Source organism: Bradyrhizobium sp. 2TAF24, from assembly GCF_052115025.1.
Taxonomy (GTDB): Bacteria; Pseudomonadota; Alphaproteobacteria; order Rhizobiales; family Xanthobacteraceae; genus Bradyrhizobium_A.
This window is the reverse complement of record NZ_JBFRFW010000044.1, coordinates 1-17,453: the sequence shown is the minus strand read 5'-3', so window position 1 is coordinate 17,453 and position 17,453 is coordinate 1. Positions and strand designations below refer to the sequence as shown.

The 17,453-nt window shown below is 68.5% G+C and carries 17 protein-coding genes and 1 pseudogene; 10 read left to right on the top strand and 8 right to left on the bottom strand.

The window, feature by feature from the left end; all coding sequences use genetic code 11:
- The 5 genes and pseudogenes from AB4Z37_RS32700 to AB4Z37_RS32680 form a co-directional block, all read left to right on the top strand.
- Positions 1 to 125 (top strand): annotated as a pseudogene (locus tag AB4Z37_RS32700) (IS481 family transposase); the annotation flags it as partial.
- Positions 126 to 453: 328 nt separating this feature from the next.
- Entirely contained in the window at positions 454 to 822 is a 369-nt protein-coding gene (locus tag AB4Z37_RS32695; RefSeq protein WP_441520830.1) for a ribbon-helix-helix domain-containing protein, read from the top strand.
- Between the two features lie 176 nt (positions 823 to 998).
- Positions 999 to 1,754, top strand: a complete 756-nt coding sequence (locus AB4Z37_RS32690; protein ID WP_441520831.1) for a transporter substrate-binding domain-containing protein — start codon at positions 999 to 1,001, stop codon at positions 1,752 to 1,754.
- Between the two features lie 204 nt (positions 1,755 to 1,958).
- A complete protein-coding gene (locus tag AB4Z37_RS32685; protein WP_441520829.1) occupies positions 1,959 to 3,212 on the top strand; it encodes a multidrug effflux MFS transporter in 1,254 nt (417 codons plus the stop codon).
- 151 nt (positions 3,213 to 3,363) lie between these two features.
- Positions 3,364 to 3,864 (top strand): MarR family winged helix-turn-helix transcriptional regulator, encoded by a 501-nt coding sequence (locus AB4Z37_RS32680; RefSeq protein ID WP_441520828.1) that lies wholly within the window; start codon positions 3,364 to 3,366, stop codon positions 3,862 to 3,864.
- 234 nt (positions 3,865 to 4,098) lie between these two features.
- On the opposite strand, the gene AB4Z37_RS32675 is transcribed toward AB4Z37_RS32680, so the two are convergent.
- From AB4Z37_RS32675 to AB4Z37_RS32665, 3 genes are all read right to left on the bottom strand, one after another.
- Complete coding sequence (locus AB4Z37_RS32675; protein ID WP_441520827.1) at positions 4,099 to 5,421, bottom strand: MFS transporter; 1,323 nt, start codon at positions 5,419 to 5,421, stop codon at positions 4,099 to 4,101.
- Between the two features lie 78 nt (positions 5,422 to 5,499).
- Positions 5,500 to 7,044 (bottom strand): indolepyruvate oxidoreductase subunit beta family protein, encoded by a 1,545-nt coding sequence (locus AB4Z37_RS32670; RefSeq protein WP_441520826.1) that lies wholly within the window; start codon positions 7,042 to 7,044, stop codon positions 5,500 to 5,502.
- 10 nt (positions 7,045 to 7,054) lie between these two features.
- Positions 7,055 to 9,208, bottom strand: coding sequence for a thiamine pyrophosphate-dependent enzyme (locus tag AB4Z37_RS32665; RefSeq protein WP_441520825.1), 2,154 nt, complete (start codon positions 9,206 to 9,208; stop codon positions 7,055 to 7,057).
- A gap of 543 nt (positions 9,209 to 9,751) precedes the next feature.
- Between AB4Z37_RS32665 and AB4Z37_RS32660 the strand changes: the two genes are divergently transcribed.
- Both AB4Z37_RS32660 and AB4Z37_RS32655 read left to right on the top strand, forming a co-directional pair.
- Positions 9,752 to 10,822: a serine hydrolase domain-containing protein gene (locus AB4Z37_RS32660; RefSeq protein WP_441520824.1), complete on the top strand. Its 1,071-nt coding sequence runs from the start codon at positions 9,752 to 9,754 to the stop codon at positions 10,820 to 10,822.
- A 68-nt stretch (positions 10,823 to 10,890) separates the two neighbouring features.
- On the top strand, positions 10,891 to 11,580 hold the full coding sequence (locus AB4Z37_RS32655) for a TetR/AcrR family transcriptional regulator (protein WP_441520823.1): 690 nt from the start codon (positions 10,891 to 10,893) through the stop codon (positions 11,578 to 11,580).
- 58 nt (positions 11,581 to 11,638) lie between these two features.
- Here the strand turns inward: AB4Z37_RS32655 and AB4Z37_RS32650 are convergent, their stop codons facing one another.
- Both AB4Z37_RS32650 and AB4Z37_RS32645 read right to left on the bottom strand, forming a co-directional pair.
- Positions 11,639 to 12,187 (bottom strand): GNAT family N-acetyltransferase, encoded by a 549-nt coding sequence (locus tag AB4Z37_RS32650; RefSeq protein WP_441520822.1) that lies wholly within the window; start codon positions 12,185 to 12,187, stop codon positions 11,639 to 11,641.
- A gap of 133 nt (positions 12,188 to 12,320) precedes the next feature.
- A complete protein-coding gene (locus AB4Z37_RS32645; protein ID WP_441520821.1) occupies positions 12,321 to 12,596 on the bottom strand; it encodes a hypothetical protein in 276 nt (91 codons plus the stop codon).
- 380 nt (positions 12,597 to 12,976) lie between these two features.
- On the opposite strand from AB4Z37_RS32645, the gene AB4Z37_RS32640 reads away from it, so the two are divergent.
- Both AB4Z37_RS32640 and AB4Z37_RS32635 read left to right on the top strand, forming a co-directional pair.
- A complete protein-coding gene (locus tag AB4Z37_RS32640; RefSeq protein WP_441520820.1) occupies positions 12,977 to 13,801 on the top strand; it encodes a hypothetical protein in 825 nt (274 codons plus the stop codon).
- Between the two features lie 47 nt (positions 13,802 to 13,848).
- The gene (locus AB4Z37_RS32635) at positions 13,849 to 14,691 is read left to right on the top strand and encodes a hypothetical protein (protein ID WP_441520819.1); all 843 of its coding nucleotides are present in this window, start codon (positions 13,849 to 13,851) and stop codon (positions 14,689 to 14,691) included.
- 12 nt (positions 14,692 to 14,703) lie between these two features.
- Here the strand turns inward: AB4Z37_RS32635 and AB4Z37_RS32630 are convergent, their stop codons facing one another.
- Complete coding sequence (locus tag AB4Z37_RS32630; RefSeq protein WP_211964928.1) at positions 14,704 to 15,096, bottom strand: PPC domain-containing DNA-binding protein; 393 nt, start codon at positions 15,094 to 15,096, stop codon at positions 14,704 to 14,706.
- 4 nt (positions 15,097 to 15,100) lie between these two features.
- A complete protein-coding gene (locus AB4Z37_RS32625) occupies positions 15,101 to 15,652 on the bottom strand; it encodes a PPC domain-containing DNA-binding protein (RefSeq protein ID WP_441520818.1) in 552 nt (183 codons plus the stop codon).
- Between the two features lie 131 nt (positions 15,653 to 15,783).
- Here AB4Z37_RS32625 and AB4Z37_RS32620 point away from each other — a divergent pair, with 131 nt between their 5' ends.
- Positions 15,784 to 16,302, top strand: coding sequence for an Lrp/AsnC family transcriptional regulator (locus tag AB4Z37_RS32620; protein ID WP_211962839.1), 519 nt, complete (start codon positions 15,784 to 15,786; stop codon positions 16,300 to 16,302).
- A 41-nt stretch (positions 16,303 to 16,343) separates the two neighbouring features.
- Here AB4Z37_RS32620 and AB4Z37_RS32615 read toward each other — a convergent pair whose 3' ends face one another.
- Positions 16,344 to 17,099, bottom strand: a complete 756-nt coding sequence (locus tag AB4Z37_RS32615; protein WP_441520817.1) for an SDR family NAD(P)-dependent oxidoreductase — start codon at positions 17,097 to 17,099, stop codon at positions 16,344 to 16,346.
- Between the last annotated feature and the right edge of the window lie 354 nt (positions 17,100 to 17,453).

Below are 17,453 nucleotides of genomic sequence, written 5' to 3'. Positions count from 1 at the left end.
CGATCGCGGCTGACGGGCAATACGGCGTGTTCTTCGCTGCCCATCAGGTCGCCACCATCGACTTGACGGGCTCAAAAAGTGTCGGTGATGTCTCCGAACGGGTGTCGGCCATGTCCCCGGACTGAACACTTGATCCGGCAATCCAGCTTGCTCGTCGCACGACGAGCGTCAGTAGAAAGCTGGATCACCGGGTCACGGCGCTGCGCGCCGGCCCGGTGATGACGCTGAAAATGGAGGGAGGTGTGTATCGTTCGCTGAAATCGTGCGTTTGCTGGCGTCAGCGCAGCGGCCGTCGCCCTTCGAGGGCCGCGCAAGCTCGGCCACCTCAGGGTGACGGGATCGAACGCCGCAGCGGTCGCGAGCCGCCCCACCCCTGCAAAACCAGTAGCCCCACGCCGCCGGCGCGGCTATCGTCCGGCGGTCGTGTCCCTCCGCCGCCGTGTCGAGGTTCCCATGTGCAAGATCTTCATCGGCGCGGATCCCGCGCTCTACGCCACCAGCACGCGCTCGCTGCGGCTGCATGGCGTCGTCACCAGCATCCGCCTCGAGGAGCTGTACTGGCAGGTGCTCGCCGAGATCGGCCGGCGCGACGGCATGAGCGTCAACCAGTTGATCACCAAACTCTACGACGAGATCATCGAGGCGCGCGGCGCCATCGACAACTTCACCTCGTTCCTGCGGGTGTGCTGCCTGCGCTACCAGTCGCTGCAGGTCTCCGGCGGCATCCCCGTCGACACCCGCGTGCCGATCCGCTCGCTCGACGCCGACGCCGTGCTGGCGCACGAGCGCACCGCATTCACGCCGGCGACCAGCGCCGCATGAGCGACGGCTCCAGCCTTCTCGCACGCTAGCGCGCCGGCCGGCACAGGATGTCATCTCGACCATTGTCGCGAGGCCCCGCCATGCTGCACCGTTCCCGCCATTCGTCCCGCCGCTCCCTCCTGTGCGCTGCTGCCCGCGCCGCGCTCATCGCCCTCGCCATCGCCCTGCAGGTCACCATGTCCAGCCTTTCGCCCGCCGCCGCCGATCCCCTGCGCGACGACATCGCCCCGACCGGCACGCTGCGCGTCGCCATCGCGATCAGCCCCGCCGGCGGCGCGTTCTGGTGCACGAGGACCGCGACCGGCTACGCCGGCGTGCCGGTCGATCTCGGCCGCGCCATGGCGGAGACGCTGCATGTGCCGGTGACTTATGTGGCCCACCAGAACTCCGGCCAGATCACCGACGCAGCGGCAAGCGGCGCATGGGACGTCACCTTCCTGCCGCAGGATGCCGAGCGCATGACGAAGATGGCGTTCGGCCCGATCTACGAGGTCGCCGACGCCACCTACATCGTGCGCGCCGGATCGAGCGTGACGACGTTCGCGCAGCTCGACCAGCCCGGCGTCGAGGTCGCCGCGGTCAACAACACCACGACCATGCGCGGCGCGGTCGCCCATCTGAAGGCCGCCCATGTCACCGGTCATGCGACCTATGACGAGATCTTCGGCCTGTTGCGGGACGGCAAGGTCGACGCCTTCGCGCTGTCACGCGACCAGCTCACCGCCATGGCGGCGAAGATCCCGGGCACGCGGGTGCTCGACGAGACCTTCAAGCAGACGGTGACGGCGGTGGCGGTGCCACCCGGCCACGCCCGGGCGCTGGCCTTCGTGACGCAGTTCATGACGGAAGCGATCCAGAACGGCGTGCTGCGCCGCGCCTATGACGCCAACGGCCTCAGGGACACGCCGATCCGCACCTCGGCCACGAAATAGGCCGCGCGCTGCCCGGCCGTTGGCCGCGGGCGCACACATCATGGGCAGCACCGGGCCCCGCCCGGCCGCCGCCGGCACGGCGCCGACACAATCCGGCCCGCCGCGGGCGCGTCCCCCGCGTTTGCCGCGCCCGTCCATGCCGGAACATGGGTTGTGCGGTGCACCCGGCTGACGTACCTCTCGGCTTTCACAGGATCCCGTTGCGTGACCGACGTGCAGACCAACGCCGACACCACCGTGTCGGCCGCCCACGGCCCGATGGGCTTTGCCGAGTTCGTGCTGGCGATCGCCGCGGTGATGGCGCTCAACCCGCTGGCCATGGACATGATGCTGCCGGCGCTGCCGAACATCGGCGCCGCGTTCGCGATCGCCGACGGCAACCGCCTGCAAACGGTGCTGGCGCTGTTCCTCACCGGCTTCGGCGCCGGCCAGCTGGTGATGGGGCCGCTCGCCGACCGCTTCGGCCGCCGCCCGATCCTGATCGGCGGGCTGACGCTGTACGCCGTCGCCAGCGTGCTGGCGATCGTCGCGCCGTCGTTCGGCACGCTGTTGCTCGCCCGCGCGGTACAGGGCTTCGCCACCTCGGCGACGCGCGTCATCGCCACCTCGATCGTGCGCGACTGCTATGCCGGCCGCCGCATGGCCGGCGTGATGTCGCTGACCATCATGATCTTCATCGCCGTGCCGGTGCTGGCGCCGTCGTTCGGCCAGCTCGTGATGCTGGCGACGCAGTGGCGCGGCATCTTCGTCATCCTGCTCGCCTACGGCCTGCTGGTGCTGGCATGGAGCGCGACGCGCATGCCCGAGACGCTGCCGCGCTCGCGGCGCAAGTCGCTGGCGATCCCCGACGTGCTCGACGCCTACCGCCAGACCATCACCAACCGCCAGACGCTCGGCTACGCGCTCGCCGCCGGCGGCGTGCAGGGCACGCTGTTCGCCTTCGTGTTCGCCTCCCAGCAGGTGTTCACCGGCATCTATGGCCTCGGCCACTACTTCCCGCTGGCGTTCGCGCTGTGCGCCATGGGCGTGGCGGTCGCCGGCTTCTTCAACGCCCGCGTCGTCGGCCGGCTCGGCATGCGGGTGATGTCGCACGGCGCCCTTGTCGGCTTTGTCGTCATCGCCTCGGCGATGCTCGGCGCCGAGCTGCTGCACGCCCTGCCGCTGTGGCTGTTCCTCGCGCTGTCGGTCGGCATGATGTTCGCCTTCGGGCTCACCTTCGCCAACTTCACCGCGCTCGCCATGGAGCCGCAGGGCCACATCGCCGGCACCGCGTCGTCGTTCTACGGCTCGATCACCACGCTGCTCGGCATCGGCGTCGGCGCGGTCATCGGCCAGAGCTATGACGGCACCTTGATGCCGTTCGCCATCGGCTTCTTCCTGTGCGCGCTGGCGTCACTGGCGGTGGTCGCGGTGGCCGAAAAAGGCCGCCTGTTCCAGCCGCATCACACGGCGGGGTGACGGCGGGGCGCGGGGCCGCGCGCCTCCCCGCGGCTCATGCCCGCCACGGCCAAAGGGATTTGATCTCTCTCAACCGTCCTCTCCCACACCACGCTTGCGGCGCGGCGGCTTTTTCTGTTTGAGTCGCGCCGGCGACACAGCGGGAGACAGCATGGCGGAGCGGTTTGCAGGCAGCGTATTCGGCGCCACGGGCGACGACGATCTGCCAAGCATGGGCGAGATCGGGCTGAACAGTTTTGCCCCCTACCTGATGAACCGGGTGATGGCGCGGTGGAACACCAACATCACCGAGGAACTGAAAGACCTCGACATGACCACCGCCAAGATGCGCGCGCTCGCGGTGCTCAGTGTGTCCGCCAGCATGACCATCAACGAATTGTCGGTGTTCGCGGTCACCGAGCAGTCGACCATGAGCCGCACGGTGGAGTCGCTGGAGGACCAGGGCTACATCCGCCGCCAGCCCCGCCCCGACGACATGCGGGTGCGCGACGTCAGCATCACCGACAAGGGCCGCGCCGCCTTCGACAAGGTATGGCCGACCATGTACCGCATGCTCGTGCAGATGTTCGACGGCGTCGACGAGGACGAATACCGCGCCTTCCTCGGCACGCTGCAGAAGATCCTGCGCAACATCCGCAAGCACGATATGTGAGGGTGGGGGCGCGCGTCGTCCGGCGAGCCATTCGCAGTTCCGGATCGCAGTCGCGTTACCCCTCATCCTGAGGAGCCCGCGCAGCGGGCGTCTCGAAGGATGAGGCCCATCAGCATCCAGGGGTCACCTGCGAGCCCGCCATCGCCTCGGCCTCATGGTTCGAGACGCGGCCTTCGGCCGCTCCTCACCATGAGGAGGAGCGACCGAAGACGTGGATGGCCGGAACTGTTCTCCCTACGCCCGCTTTGCCGGGATCAGCGCCGTGGCCGCCGCCGCGATCGCGGCGATGACGGCGAACACATAGAAATTCCACTGCGGGCCGACCGAGAGGCTGGCGATATAGCCGCCGACCAGCGGGCCGGTGAGCGCGCCGATGCGGGCGAAGCTCAGGGCCCAGCCGGTGCCGGCGGAGCGCGCGAACGGCGCGAGGTAGTCGGCGAGATAGCCGGTGAGGATCAGCGATGCCGACACCGTGCCGAAGCCGGCGACCGCGACCATGGCATAGTTCACCCACAGCGGGCCCTTGAACGCCAGCGCCGCGATGCCGACGGCGCCGAGCAGATACGCCAGCGTCACGGTGAGACGCACGCCGAAGCGGTCGGCCCACTGGCCGAGCACGATGCCGCCGATTGCCGAGGTGAAGCTGAACACCGCGAGGAACAGCAGCGCGTCGCCGAGATTGTAGCCGCTCTTGCGCATGATCTGCGGCAGCCACTGCGCAATGCCGTAGACCAGCAGCAGGCCCATGAACAGCGCGATCCAGAAGCAGACGGTGGCGAAGGCGTTGCGCGGGGAGAAGATCTCGCCGAGCACGGTCTTCCAGCCGACCTGCTGCACCTTTGTGGGTGGCGGCGGCACGGCGACGCCGAGCCGCGTCGCCAGCCTGCGCGCCGCATCGGTGCGGCCGCGCGCCACCAGCGACTCCAGCGATTCCGGCAGCAGCCACGCCATCAGCGGCACGAACACCACCGGCAGCGCGCCGAGCAGCACCACCGGGCGCCAGCCGTGCTCCGGCAGCATCGCCTTGCCGACCAGCGCCGCCGCGAGGATGCCGATGGAATAGCCAGAGTACATGATGCCGTAGTTCAGGCTCTTCCTGTGCGACGGCGAATACTCGATGGTCAGCGCGGCGGCCACCGGGATGATGCCGCCGAGGCCAAGCCCGGCGATGAACCGGCTGATGCCGAACCATGCCGGCGTCGGCGACCACGCGGTGACCACCATGCAGGCGGCAAACAGGGTGAGGCACCCGACGAACAGCGGCTTGCGGCCATAGAGATCACTGAGCGTGCCGCTGAGCAGGCCCCCCGCCAGCATGCCGAGCAGGGTGTAGCTGCCGAGCGCGCCGAGCTCGAGCGGGGTCAGCTTCCAGCTGGCATCGGTGGCCAGCGCCGGCAGGATGGCGCCGAGCACGCCGACGTCATAGCCCTCGGAGAAGATCGCGATCCAGCACAGCGCCACCACCAGCACGCTGGTACGCGACGACACCGCGCTCGTACCGGCAAAGCCGCCTGCCGTTGTCGCCGTTTTGGCCATCGTTCCGTCAACACTCGTCATGTCAGCCCTCCCAGTCTGTCCATTCACGTTGTCCTGTCCACACCCGCCGGGGCCGCCCGTGCATGCGGGCGGCGGCCTTCAGAGGGTCGCGATCGTCTTCAGCGCGCCGTCGAGCGCGGCGCCGCCTTCATCCAGCAGCGCCGCCTGGCGCAACCGTTTCAGCCACGCTGCGCCATCGGCGCGCCCCGCGAGCTGCGGCAGCGCCGACAGCACGCGGTCGAATTTCGACTGTCCGCGTGCGTGGGTGTCGGAATAGCCCTTCACCAGCCGCCGGCAGTCCAGCACCTCGACCGCGAGATCATAGTTGGTGGCGAGCAGCGCGACGGCGCGGTCGAGCCAGGCCTCGCGGTGGAGCCCTTCACGATGATGGCGCAGCGTGCCGCGCCGCCGCGCGCGCAGCGCCGAGACGGCATAGAGCGCGACAAACCAGAAGATGGTGTTGGTGCGCACCCGCCGGCCCTTGTTGACCAGGCGGTCGAGCGCCGCGAACAGTTTTGGCCGCGCCTCGATCCATTCACCAAAGCCTTTCGGCAGCGTGCCGCAGACCTCGTCCATGCGCGGATGCATGTATTCGGTGGTGGCGACGATCTGATCGTCCCTGGCGCCGACCTCGGCGCGCACCCGGGCGAAGCGCGTCGCCCGCACTTTCAGGTCGGCGACACGGATGACATCGTCATAGGCCATGGCGACCGCGAGATACTTGGCGGCATGGGCGCTGAAGGCGAAGCTGTGAATTTCGCCGCCAGCGGCGCGGTCGCGGGCGAGGAGATCCGTCATGCGATCGAGATACGCGCTGGCATAGGCGACGTCCTGGAAATCCACCAGACGCTTGACGCCGGCGAACAGCATGGCGTGAGCGGCGTCCGGAAAGCCCGTGCGGATGCGATCGATGAGAGCGTCGAGCAGCGGATGGCCGGCGCGCGCCGGCAGCGGATCGAGCCGCTTGGCCGGCAAGGCCACGACATCGCGCGGCTTGTCGCGGGCGCGGTCATACGCTGCCGCGAACGCCTTCAGGCTCGCGTCCGCGCCCTTGCCGCCGCCGCGGATGGTGGCCTCGAAGGCTGAGCGATCGAACGGCAGCGCGCCGGACGCGGCAAGCGCACCGAACAGCACCGACGAGATCACGCTGCCGCTGCGCTGCGCCAGCGCCTCCATGTCGAACGCGATGGTTTTGCGCGCGGCGATGTCGGTGGCGTCGACGACAGCCACGGGATTGCCGGCGCCGTCGCCCGGCGCCTCCTTCTCGCTGACCGCGAAGGCGCGGTGGGTCGAGGCGATCAGCAGCGTCCTGTCCGGGGTGACGAGGCCGCGCAGCACCGAGCGGCCCGCCTCCATCAGCTCCGCCGCCAGCACGACATCGACGTCGCCGGGCGTCGGCATCAGCGACAGGATCGGCGCGACGCCGTCCCTCGCCTGCAGCATCTCGACATAGTAGATGGTGGCGCCGGTGCGCTGGGCGACGCCGGGCACCGAGGTCGACTGCGCCACATACCCCTGCGCCTCTGCGAGCGCGACGATCCAGTCCGCGAGCACGCCGCCGCCCTGCCCGCCCATGGCGAGGATGGCGATGCTCAGCGGCTTGACGGTGGCGAGACGCGCAGCGTTGGGGACATGCTGGTTCATGGCCGCGCCCTCACTCCGCGAACGCGATGCGGCGCGCCGCGCGGCGGCGCTGCAGGGCGCCGATCACCGCGCCGCGCACGCGCTGCAGCAGGCGGTCCCACCGCGTCGGATTGTGGATGATGTCGGCGCGGTAGAACGACGGGCACAGCACCGCGGCCTCCGACACCTCGCCGCAGTTGCCGCAGCCGACGCAGGAATTGTCGATCGCCGCCACCGGATCGTCCTTGAGCGGATCGTCCGTGTGCTTGACCGACAGCGACGGGCAGCCCGACAGGCGGATGCAGGCATGATCGCCGGTGCAGACGTCCTCATCGACGCCGAAGCGTTCCTTGACCATTCGCCGGCCGTCCTTGACGGCCATGGCGAACAGCGGCTTCACCCGGCGCTGCTTGTTGAGCATGCATTCGGACGAGGCGACGATGATCTTCGGCCCCTTGTCCTTCGTGGTCAGCGCCTCGCGCAGGGTGTCGCGCATGCGCGCGACGTCATAGGTGCGGTCGATCTGGCGCACCCAGGTGGCGCCGATGCCGCGCACCGCGTTGACGATAGAGTTGTTGGTCTTGCGGCGCGGGTTGAACGCACGCGACGACATGACGTCCTGGCCGCCGGTCGCCGCCGAATAGAAGTTGTCGACGACAAGGATGACGCCGTCCTGCTTGTTGAACACCGCGTTGCCGACCGAGGTGGTCAGGCCGTTGTGCCAGAAGCCGCCGTCGCCCATCACCGAGATGGCGCGCTTGCCGGCCTCGACATTGAAGGCGGACGCGGACGCCGGCCCGAGGCCATAGCCCATGGTGGTGCCGCCGATGTTGAACGGCGGCAGGATCGAGAACAGGTGACAGCCGATGTCGGCGGAGACGTGGTGGGGCCCGAGCTCCTTCTCCACCAGCTTCATCGCCGCGAAGATCGGCCGCTCCGGACAGCCGGTGCAGAAGCCGGCGGGGCGCGGCGGCACCACTTCGGCGAGCGCCTTGACCTTGGGATCGCTCAGCACCGCGCGCGGATCCGGCACCGGCGGCTGGTTGCCGAGCAATGTTGGCGCGTATCGCTTCAGGAACTGGCTGACGCCGTCGAGCAGCACCGGCGCGGTGTACTCGCCGCCGAGCGGCAGCACGTCCTTGCCGGCGACCGCTGTCTGAATATCGCGCCGGCGCAGCAGGGTGTTGAGCGCCTGCTCGATGTACTCGGGCGCGCCCTCCTCGACCATCAGCACCGCGCGCTTGCCACTGCAGAACGCGACGAGCTCGTCGTCGATCAGCGGATAGGCGACGTTCATGACATAGAGCGGAATGGCCGAGACGCCGTAGACATCGGCGAGGCCGAGCTGCTGCAGCGTCCGCATCACCGAGTTGTAGAGGCCGCCGAGCATGACAATGCCGACGTCGCCCTCGGTGGGGCCAAAGGTCTCGTTGAGCTTGCGCGCCCTGATGAACGCGACCGCCGCCGGCCAGCGCCGCTCCAGCTTGTCCTTCTCGTGCATGAAGTTCGCCGGCGGCAGCACGATGCGGTTGACGTCGCGCACCGGATTCTCCAGCGCCTCGCGCAAGGTGTGGCGCGGCCGCTGGTTGTCCCTGGCGACGAACTGGCCGTGGACATGGCAGGCGCGGATGCGCACCTGCAGCATCACCGGCGTATTGGAGGCCTCCGACAGCTCAAAACCGTCCGCCACCGCCTGCACGATCGCCGGCAGGTTCGGCCGGGGATCGAGCAGCCAGATCTGCGATTTCATCGCGAAGGCGTGCGAGCGCTCCTGCATGATCGAGGAGCCCTCGCCAAAATCCTCGCCGAGGATGATCAGCGCGCCGCCGGTGACGCCGCCCGACGACAGGTTGGAGAGCGCGTCGGCCGCGACATTGGTGCCGGCGGTGGACTTCCAGGTCACCGCGCCGCGCACCGGATACATCACCGAGGCCGACAGCATCGCGGCGGCCGCCGCCTCCGACGCGGACGTTTCGAAATGAACGCCGAGCTCCGCCATGACGTCCTTGGCGTCTGCGAGCACGTCCATCAGATGGGAAATCGGCGAGCCCTGATAACCGCCGACATAGGCGACGCCGGCCTGCAGCAGGCCCTTGGTGAGCGCGAGGATGCCCTCGCCGCGAAACACCTCGCCGGCGCCGAGCTTCAGCTCCTCGACCTCGCGTGCAAACGACCGCTCCGCCATTCCCCGCCCCTGTCCTGCTCCCTTGCCCGGGAGATATATGCAAAATCATGTTTCTCGCGGGCTCACCTGTCAATCCTTTAAACTTAAAATTTTGGATTTTGCAGCGCACATCAGCACATTGCCCATTAAATAATATGCTTATGCATATTTATGGCGCAGCGCAGCACGCCTGCCGCTGTGTCTGGCCGGCGGGGAAACGGCTTGCTCGCGGCATAACCTGAGTTTGAAGCTGGATCACCGGGTCACGGCGCTCCGCGCCGGCCCGGTGATGACGCTGAAAATGCCGAGGCGCCGCGCGTCTCGAAAGACAGAACGGCCATCAGGTTCAGTCCGTTCAGAACGCCATCACTTCCGCGGACAAGCCGAACCGGACAGCCATCGCACAATGCCGTGCATGATGGGAAAGCCGACAATCCGCATGCTTCAACAATCGCGCCGCGGCCTTAATTTGGTCGGAGGCATTGCCCACCTTTGCCGCCGCCGGCCCCCGGGCCCTCCCGAGGTGCTCCGCTCGCCTCGCATGCACTGGAAGTCCGCCCCGCCATGCGCTTCGTCTGGTTGCTTCTGCTTGGTATCGTCGTGTCACCGCTGTGCGCCGAGGCCGCGCCATCGGGGGCGTGGAGCGATGTCCCTCCCGCCGCCTCCGGCTGGTCCGAAGCCGGCCTCGCCGAAGCCAAGGCGTTCTCCGACGCGCATCATGTCACGGCGCTGATGGTGGTGCAGCATGGCGCGGTCGTCGCGGCATGGGGCGACATCGCCAAGCCCACGGAGCTCGCCTCCGTCCGCAAGAGCCTGCTCGATGCGCTGATCGGCATCGCGGTGTCCCGCCGCCAGATCAGTCTCGACAGCACGCTCGGGCAGCTCGGCATCGACGACGTTGCTCCCGCCCTGTCCGCGGACGAGAAGCAGGCGACCGTCCGCATGCTGCTGGAAGCCCGCTCGGGCGTCTACCATCCCGCCCTCTATGAGACGAAGGCGATGGCCGCCAAACGGCCGCCGCGCTTCAGCCACCCGCCCGGCAGCTTCTGGTATTACAACAACTGGGACTTCAACGTCCTCGGCTCGATCTATGAACGTGCGACCGGCGCGTCGATCTATCAATCCTTCGCGCAGGACATCGCCCGCCCGATCGGCATGCAGGACTACGATCCCGGCTCACAAAAATACGTCCGGGGCGCAGCGTCGCAGCATCCGGCCTACACCTTCAGGATGAGCGCACGGGACCTCGCCCGGTTCGCGCAGCTCTTTCTCGATGGCGGCCAGTGGAACGGGCGGCAGATCGTCCCGGCGGACTGGGTGCGCGACAGCACCACGCCCCATTCGGACGCCGACAGGGGCCTCGGCTATGGATACCTGTGGTGGACCGCCGACGCCACGACAGCCTCTGCCAATGTGCTCGGCCTGCCGCAGGGGGCGTATTTCGCGCGGGGCCATGGCGGCCAGTTCGCGTTTGTCATCCCCCGCGACGACCTGGTGATCGTCGAGCGCACGGACCGCGACCTGCACCTCAGCCCGCCCACAATCCACGACGTCGCTACGCTGGTGCGCCTGATCCGGCAGGCCGGCCATCTCGACGCAGTTGAGGCCGCGCCGGCATCCGCTCGCCAGCCTTGATGCACGTTCGCGTTGTGATGCGCATCCGCCGCTTGCGCCCCGCGCCGCGAATGGGCGACACTCGCGTCATGACATCCTCGCCCGCCAAACCGCTACGCTCCCAGCCGACCCGCGACCGCATCCTCGCGGCGGCGCGCCGGTTGTTCGGCGAGGAGGGTTTCGAGCGCACCACCATCCGCAGCGTCGCCGCCGCGGCCGGCATCCATTTCTCCATGGTGATGCGCTACTACGGCAGCAAGGAAGGCCTGTTCGCGGCGGCCGCGAGCTACGACCTCGACATGCCGGACCTGACGGCTGTGCCGCGCGCCGACATCGGCCGCACCCTGGTGCGCCATTTCCTCGAGCGCTGGGAGGCGGAGGACGGCGACCTGCCGGCGCTGCTGCGCGCCTGCATCAGCCACCAGGACGGCCGCGACCTGATGGAAGAGATGTTTCGCGCCCAGGTGCTGCCGGTGATCGTGCCGATCACCGGGCCGGCACAGGCGCACGAGCGCGCGGCGCTGATGTGCACCCAGATGCTGGGCCTCGCCATGACGCGCTATGTGCTGGCGCTGCCGCAGGTCACCGCGCTGGCGCGGGCGACCCTGGTGGAGCGCGTCGGCGCGACGCTGCAGGCCTACCTCACCGACGGGATCGAGCCCGGCGAGCGCACAGCTTCGCGCAAGGCCGCGACGCCGCGCAAACAGGCCGCGGCACCGCGCAAGCCGACGGCCGCCCACAAGCGGCCGGCCCGCGCCACACCCCGCGGACGGCGCTGACGCGCGCCGGGGATCATTGCCCGCGACGTTCGGCGTCAGCGCGGCGAATTGTTGGGCGTCACCTCTTGGGCATCAGCCTCTTGCGCATCACATGGCGGCGGCTGCCGGCACGCCCGACCTCGACAAAGCCCGCCGCAGCGAACGCATCGACAAACCCCATGAAGCGGTAACTCGGCGACTGCGGCTCGACCGGATAGGCTTCCAGCACCGTGGCGCCGCCGCGCCGGGCATGATCGCAGGCTGCCGCAATCAGCTGCGCGGTCAGGCCCTGCCCGCGATGGGGGCGCGGCACGAAGAAGCAGGCGAGCGACCACACCGTCTCGTCATCCGCCGGCGCGCCGCCGAGCGGCCGGTAGCTGCCGCGCGGCGCGATCGAGCACCACGCCACCGCCGTGCCGTCATGATAGCCGATCAGGCCGATCGGCACGCCGCGCTCGACCCGCGCCTTGATCTGGGCGCGGCGGCTCGCGCCGTCCTTCTGCCTCGCCTCCGCGGGCGAGGCCCGCCACACCATGCACCAGCACGCCTTCGGCCCGCCCCGCGCCTCGAACAGCGCGGCGAAGTCCGGCCAGCTGTCGCGGTCGACGGCACGGAAGCTGAGTTTCATGACGGCTGCATCCCAGGCGGCTGCAGTCTAGGGCACGATGCCCGCGCATTGAAGCGCCTTCGCCGCCTGCGCCGGCCGCAACGCCGCGCGGATGGCGCCGGCCAAGCCGTCATCGCGCCGACAGCGCACAACCTCACCCCCGCTCGTCCGTCGGCACTCTTTCCAGATAATCGCGGTGGATGGTCTGCAGCGCGTTGCGGCCGTCGAACTTGACGCGCCAGGCGCTGGCGGCGGTCTTGCGGATGAGGACGCCCTCGACGTCGCCATAGCGCGGGTGGCGGTCCTGCCCGAGCGCGCTCATGCGCACGCGATCGCCGATGGCCAGCACCGGCAGCGTTGCCGCCGCACGCGGCGGCGCCGTGACATCCTCGAAGTCCAGCCGCCGCGCCGCGGCGTCGTCCCATTGCATGCCCGCTCCTTGCGGTTCAGGCGTTCCGCTTTCTGCAAACGCGTGTTGGCAAACACGCGTTCACATAGAAGTGGGCGCTGCAGCAAGTCAACCGGGCGGCCATCACATAAGTGTGTGGGGACTCACCTGCCATGGGCAGCAAACGCATGGCGCGGTTGCACGGGCGACGCCGGTGCCGGCGTACCCTTTGCCATCGCGCAGCACTGGTGAGTCCACTCACCTGTCCATGAAATGGACGGCGCCCGAATCCGCGATATGATCGCGCATCGACTCGATTGTTTTTTCTGCCGCTCTTTTCAACAGGTCTTTTGCGAACGCGCGCCAACGACTCCCCGTCGCTGCCCCCACCGCGCCCGCGAGCCTCTCGTCGAAGGTCCGCCATGAGCCTTGCCGCCACCGACGCCCCGCGCCCCGCCAAGCTGCCGCTGGGTGCGACCATCCGCCTCGCCTACGCCACCTTCTTCGACCACTTCGCCGACGTGCTGCGCATCTCCTGGGTGTGGCTCGTGGCCTGCGCCCTGCTCAGCGCGATGGCGAACTGGCTCAAGATGAACCAGACGGTCGACACCCTGCGCTACCGCATGGTGCCGAAAACACCGATCGAATCCTGGGTGGTCGACAGCATCTTCCTCATCGCCTTCCTGCTGGCGGGCGTCAGCATCGCGGTCGCCTGGCACCGCCTGCTCATCCTGCACGAGGCGCCGCCGCCGAGCGGCAGCAACATCGCGACGGGCCGGGTGTGGCGCTACATCGGCACGACACTGCTGATCATGCTGGTGGTCCTCATTCCGGCCCTGGTTGCGATCGCGCCGGTGTTCCTGCTGTTCTGGAACTGGCTCGCGCTCGTCGTGATCGGCGTCTACCTCGCCGCGCTGCTCGTCGGAGGACGGCTGAGCGTGATGCTGCCGGCGCAGGCGGTCGACGACCGCACCATGACGCTCTCGGCCGCCTGGGACACCACGCGCGGCAACAGCTGGCGGCTGTTCTGGGGCTTTATCGCCTGTACCGTGCCGCCGGCCGTGCTGGCGCAGATCGCGATCATGCTGTTCATCGGCATATCGGGCCAGCAATCCCTCCTCGACGGCTCCTTCGCCGTCAAGGCGACCGTGCTCAGCGTGGTGTTCACGCTCTACTATTTGCTGTCCGTGCCGATCGCGGTCGGCTTCCTGTCGCACGCCTACCGCCATTTCAGTGGGCGGACGTGAGACTGTCCGTCACCTTTTCCTGACACACGCATCTGCTGGCATCCGACATGAGCATCGCCCTCACCTCCGAAGCCACTCCCGCCAAGCTGCCGCTGGGCGCGACCATCGCCCTCGCCTACACCTCGTTCGTCAAGCGCATCGTCGACCTGCTGCGCATCTCCTGGGTATGGCTGCTGATCGCGGTGCTGCCGCTGTGGCAATGGTTCGGGCTTCCTGACGTACAGGAATTGGCCACCACCGCACGATCGCCGGATCAGGCGTCTGCGCTCTGGCGCATCACGATGGCGTTCCTGGCTGTGTCGCTGCTGGGCAGCGCCAGCATCGCGGTCGCCTGGCACCGCCTGCTGATGCTGGACAGGATGCTGCCGTTCAGCGCCGGCAATTTCGCGTCAGGCCGGCTGTGGCGCTACATCCTCACGGGCCTGCTGATCACGCTCGTGGTGTGCGTGCCGGCCGGCGTCGCCGTCACGCTCGTGTTCATGATTGCGATCAAGATCGCGCCGTCCCTGTTCTCGTCGGATCCCGTCAGCACTGCGACCGTCTGCGCAAGCGTGCTGGTGATCTGTGGCCTCGCGCTGCTCGCCGGCGCGCGGCTCAGCCTCGCACTGCCGGGCCTGGCGACGGACCAGCGCCCGCGCTCGATCGCCAGCGCCGGGCGATTCGGCCGGGGCAGCAGTTGGCGACTGTTCGCCGGCCTCACCGTCTGCCTCGTACCGTGGGCACTGGGACAGGCCGCGCCGCTGCTCCTGCAGGGCCTCCCCGACGCGCTCAATGAAGGCATCGTCGGCACCATCGTGAACGACCTGTTCGCGGTCTACGCCATCCTGACGCTGCAGATCCCGATCGCCTTCCTGTCCCACGCCCACCGCTTCATCGCCGGGCGGGCGTGACGACAAACAGCCTCAGCTCGCCGGCAGCCATTCCTCGAGCGTGACTTCGAAGGTCATGCACACGGGATTGAGGCCGGCGACGAACGGGCCGCCATGGACGTTGCCGTCGGGATCGGCGACGACGCCGGTGAGCGCCGCCTTGAGCGAGCCGTCGGCGCTGGCACGGACTTCGCCGGCGAGGCTGACGATCTCCACCGCCGGCCCGCGGATGTGGCGATACTGGCCGTCGCGCGTGCCGACGCAAGCGTCGACCAGGCTGCCGAGCGCGCCGCGCACGAAGGCGTTCTGAAAGCCCTCGGCAAGACACAGCTTCTCGACGCCCTGCACGAGATCCTCGTGCGGCGCGATGCGCGCATAGGCGACGCGGCCCATCGCGCCGCGCTCGACCACGGTCGCTCCGTTCATCGTATCAGTCATCGCCTCGCTCCCGTGGCTGCAGCAGTGGAATGTTGGTCTCCGGATCGAACGCCTGGCGCAGCTCGAAGGCATCGAGCGAGGTCACCAGCACGCCGATCGGCTCGGCGCCGACGATGCACGCCTCGGGAATGAGATGGCCGCCCTTCACCTCGCCCGCGGCGGTGCGCAGCGTGGCATGGCAATGCACCAGCGGCGCGCCGTGCATGCTCTTGCCGAGCGTGGCGTTGCCGAAGATCAGGAAGGCGGCGCCGGCGTCTATCGGTGCGCTGTAGGCGATCACCGCGGGGCCCTGCGGCGTCGGCGGCGCGACGCAATACTGCAGATGCGCGAAGGCACCGCCGAGAATGGTGGTGGAGGCGCTGGTGACGCCTTCCGCCGCCAGCGGCCCCACCAGCGCGTCGAACAGGCTGAGGCCGGGCTGCAAGGCGAGGCGGAAGTGCCGCGCCGACGCGGCATGCATGCTGCGGATGCGCACGGGATCGAAGCGGCCGGGATGGATCAGGGTGCGCGGACGGGGCGCGGTGGACATTGCGAGCGCGAGCATGGCTGGCCTCCCTGCTGAAGCGGTTTCCTCACCGACATCACTCTTGCAGATCATTCTACTGGCGCGACGGGCATTTTCTTGCTGAATTACCTGCCATAACGAGTGATCACAGAATGATTTAAGGGCGGAACATGGCGAGGCAGAATAAACGATCCGAAAACGGGACAGCCGGCGCCGACAACGGCCTTGACCTGATCGATCGCAAGATCCTTTCGGCGCTGCGCGCCGACGGCCGCCTCAGCATGAGCGAGCTCGCCGACAAGGTCGGGCTGTCGCCGTCGCCGTGCTGGACGCGGGTCAAGCGGCTGGAGGCGGCCGGCGCGATCGCCGGCTATGTCGCCGTGCTCGACAACAAGGTGATCGGCGCGCCCAACATCGTATTCGTCGAGATCACGCTCGACCGCCACGACGACAAGGTGCTGGAGAAATTCGGCAGCGCGCTGGCGCGCTGCCCGGAGGTGATCGAGGCGCATCTCGTCACCGGCGACTACGACTATCTGGTCAAGCTCGCGGTCGCCGGCACCGAACATTACGAACGCTTCCTGCGCGAGACGCTGTACCGCATCGACGGCATCCGCCAGTCGCGCTCGACGTTCGCGCTGCGCGCCATGAAGCATGACATCTCCGTCGATCCGCTGCTGATGCGGTGATGCCGGCACGCCGGACGCGGCGACGCGCGGCGCGTTGCGCGTCATTGTCCGAGCATGCCGCCAGCGACGAAGCCGCCGTCGACCGCAAGCGTCTGGCCGGTGACGAAGCTCGACTGCGCCGGGTCGAGCAGGAACAGCGCCGCCCCGACCAGTTCGCCCGGCGCGGCGTAGCGGCGTTGCGGCACGCGCTCGATCCATTCGGCGCGCGAGCCCGCCGAGTGCATCTCCTTGACCAGCGGCGTCTCGATCGGCCCCGGCGCGATGGCGTTGACGCGCACGCCCTTCGACGCGAGCTCCACCGCCATGATCTGGGTCATCATCACGACGCCGGCCTTGGACGAGCCATAGGCGACGCGGCCGGCATTGCCGCGCAGCCCCGACACCGATGAGATATTGACGATGGCACCGCGGCCGCGCGCCGCCATGCGCTTGCCCGCCTCGCGCGCCACCACGAAGCTGCCGACGAGATTGATGTCGAGAATTTTGCGGAACAGCTCGGCACTGGTCTCCAGCGCCGGCACGTCGCGGCCGATGCCGGCGGAATTGACGACGCCGTCGAGCGCGCCAAAATCACGCTCGATCGCCTCGATGGCGCCGACCGCCGCGGCCTCGTCGGCGACGTCGAAGCGCACGAAGTGGACGCGGTCCTTGGCATCCGCCAGTTCCTCGCGCGCCCTGGCGATGCTCGCCTCGACGACATCGGCGACGACGACGCGCCAGCCATGCGCCAGTATGCCCTGCGCGATCGCAAAGCCGATACCGGACGCGCCGCCGGCGACGAGAATGGTGGGGGTCATGGTGGGAGGTCTCCAGGTCAGAGGTTGGTTTTCGAGTTTCTTCGCGTTGCTGCGTATCGATAACGGTTGACGCACATCTCTCCGGCCGACGCTATCCCTCATCCTGAGGAGCGGCGCAGCCGCGTCTCGAAGGATGAGGCCCGCAACGCAGCGGCCTCATGGTTCGAGACGCGCGTGCCGCGCTCCTCACCATGAGGGGAGAGGTGCGCGCGGCAGGGGATAACACGTGCGAACATCCGATCCATTCTCTGTCCAGGCCTCACTCCTCATCCTGAGGAGGCGCATCGCGCCGTCTCGAAGGATGAGGCCCGTGACGCAGCTGCCTCATGGTTCGAGACGCGCGTGCCGCGCTCC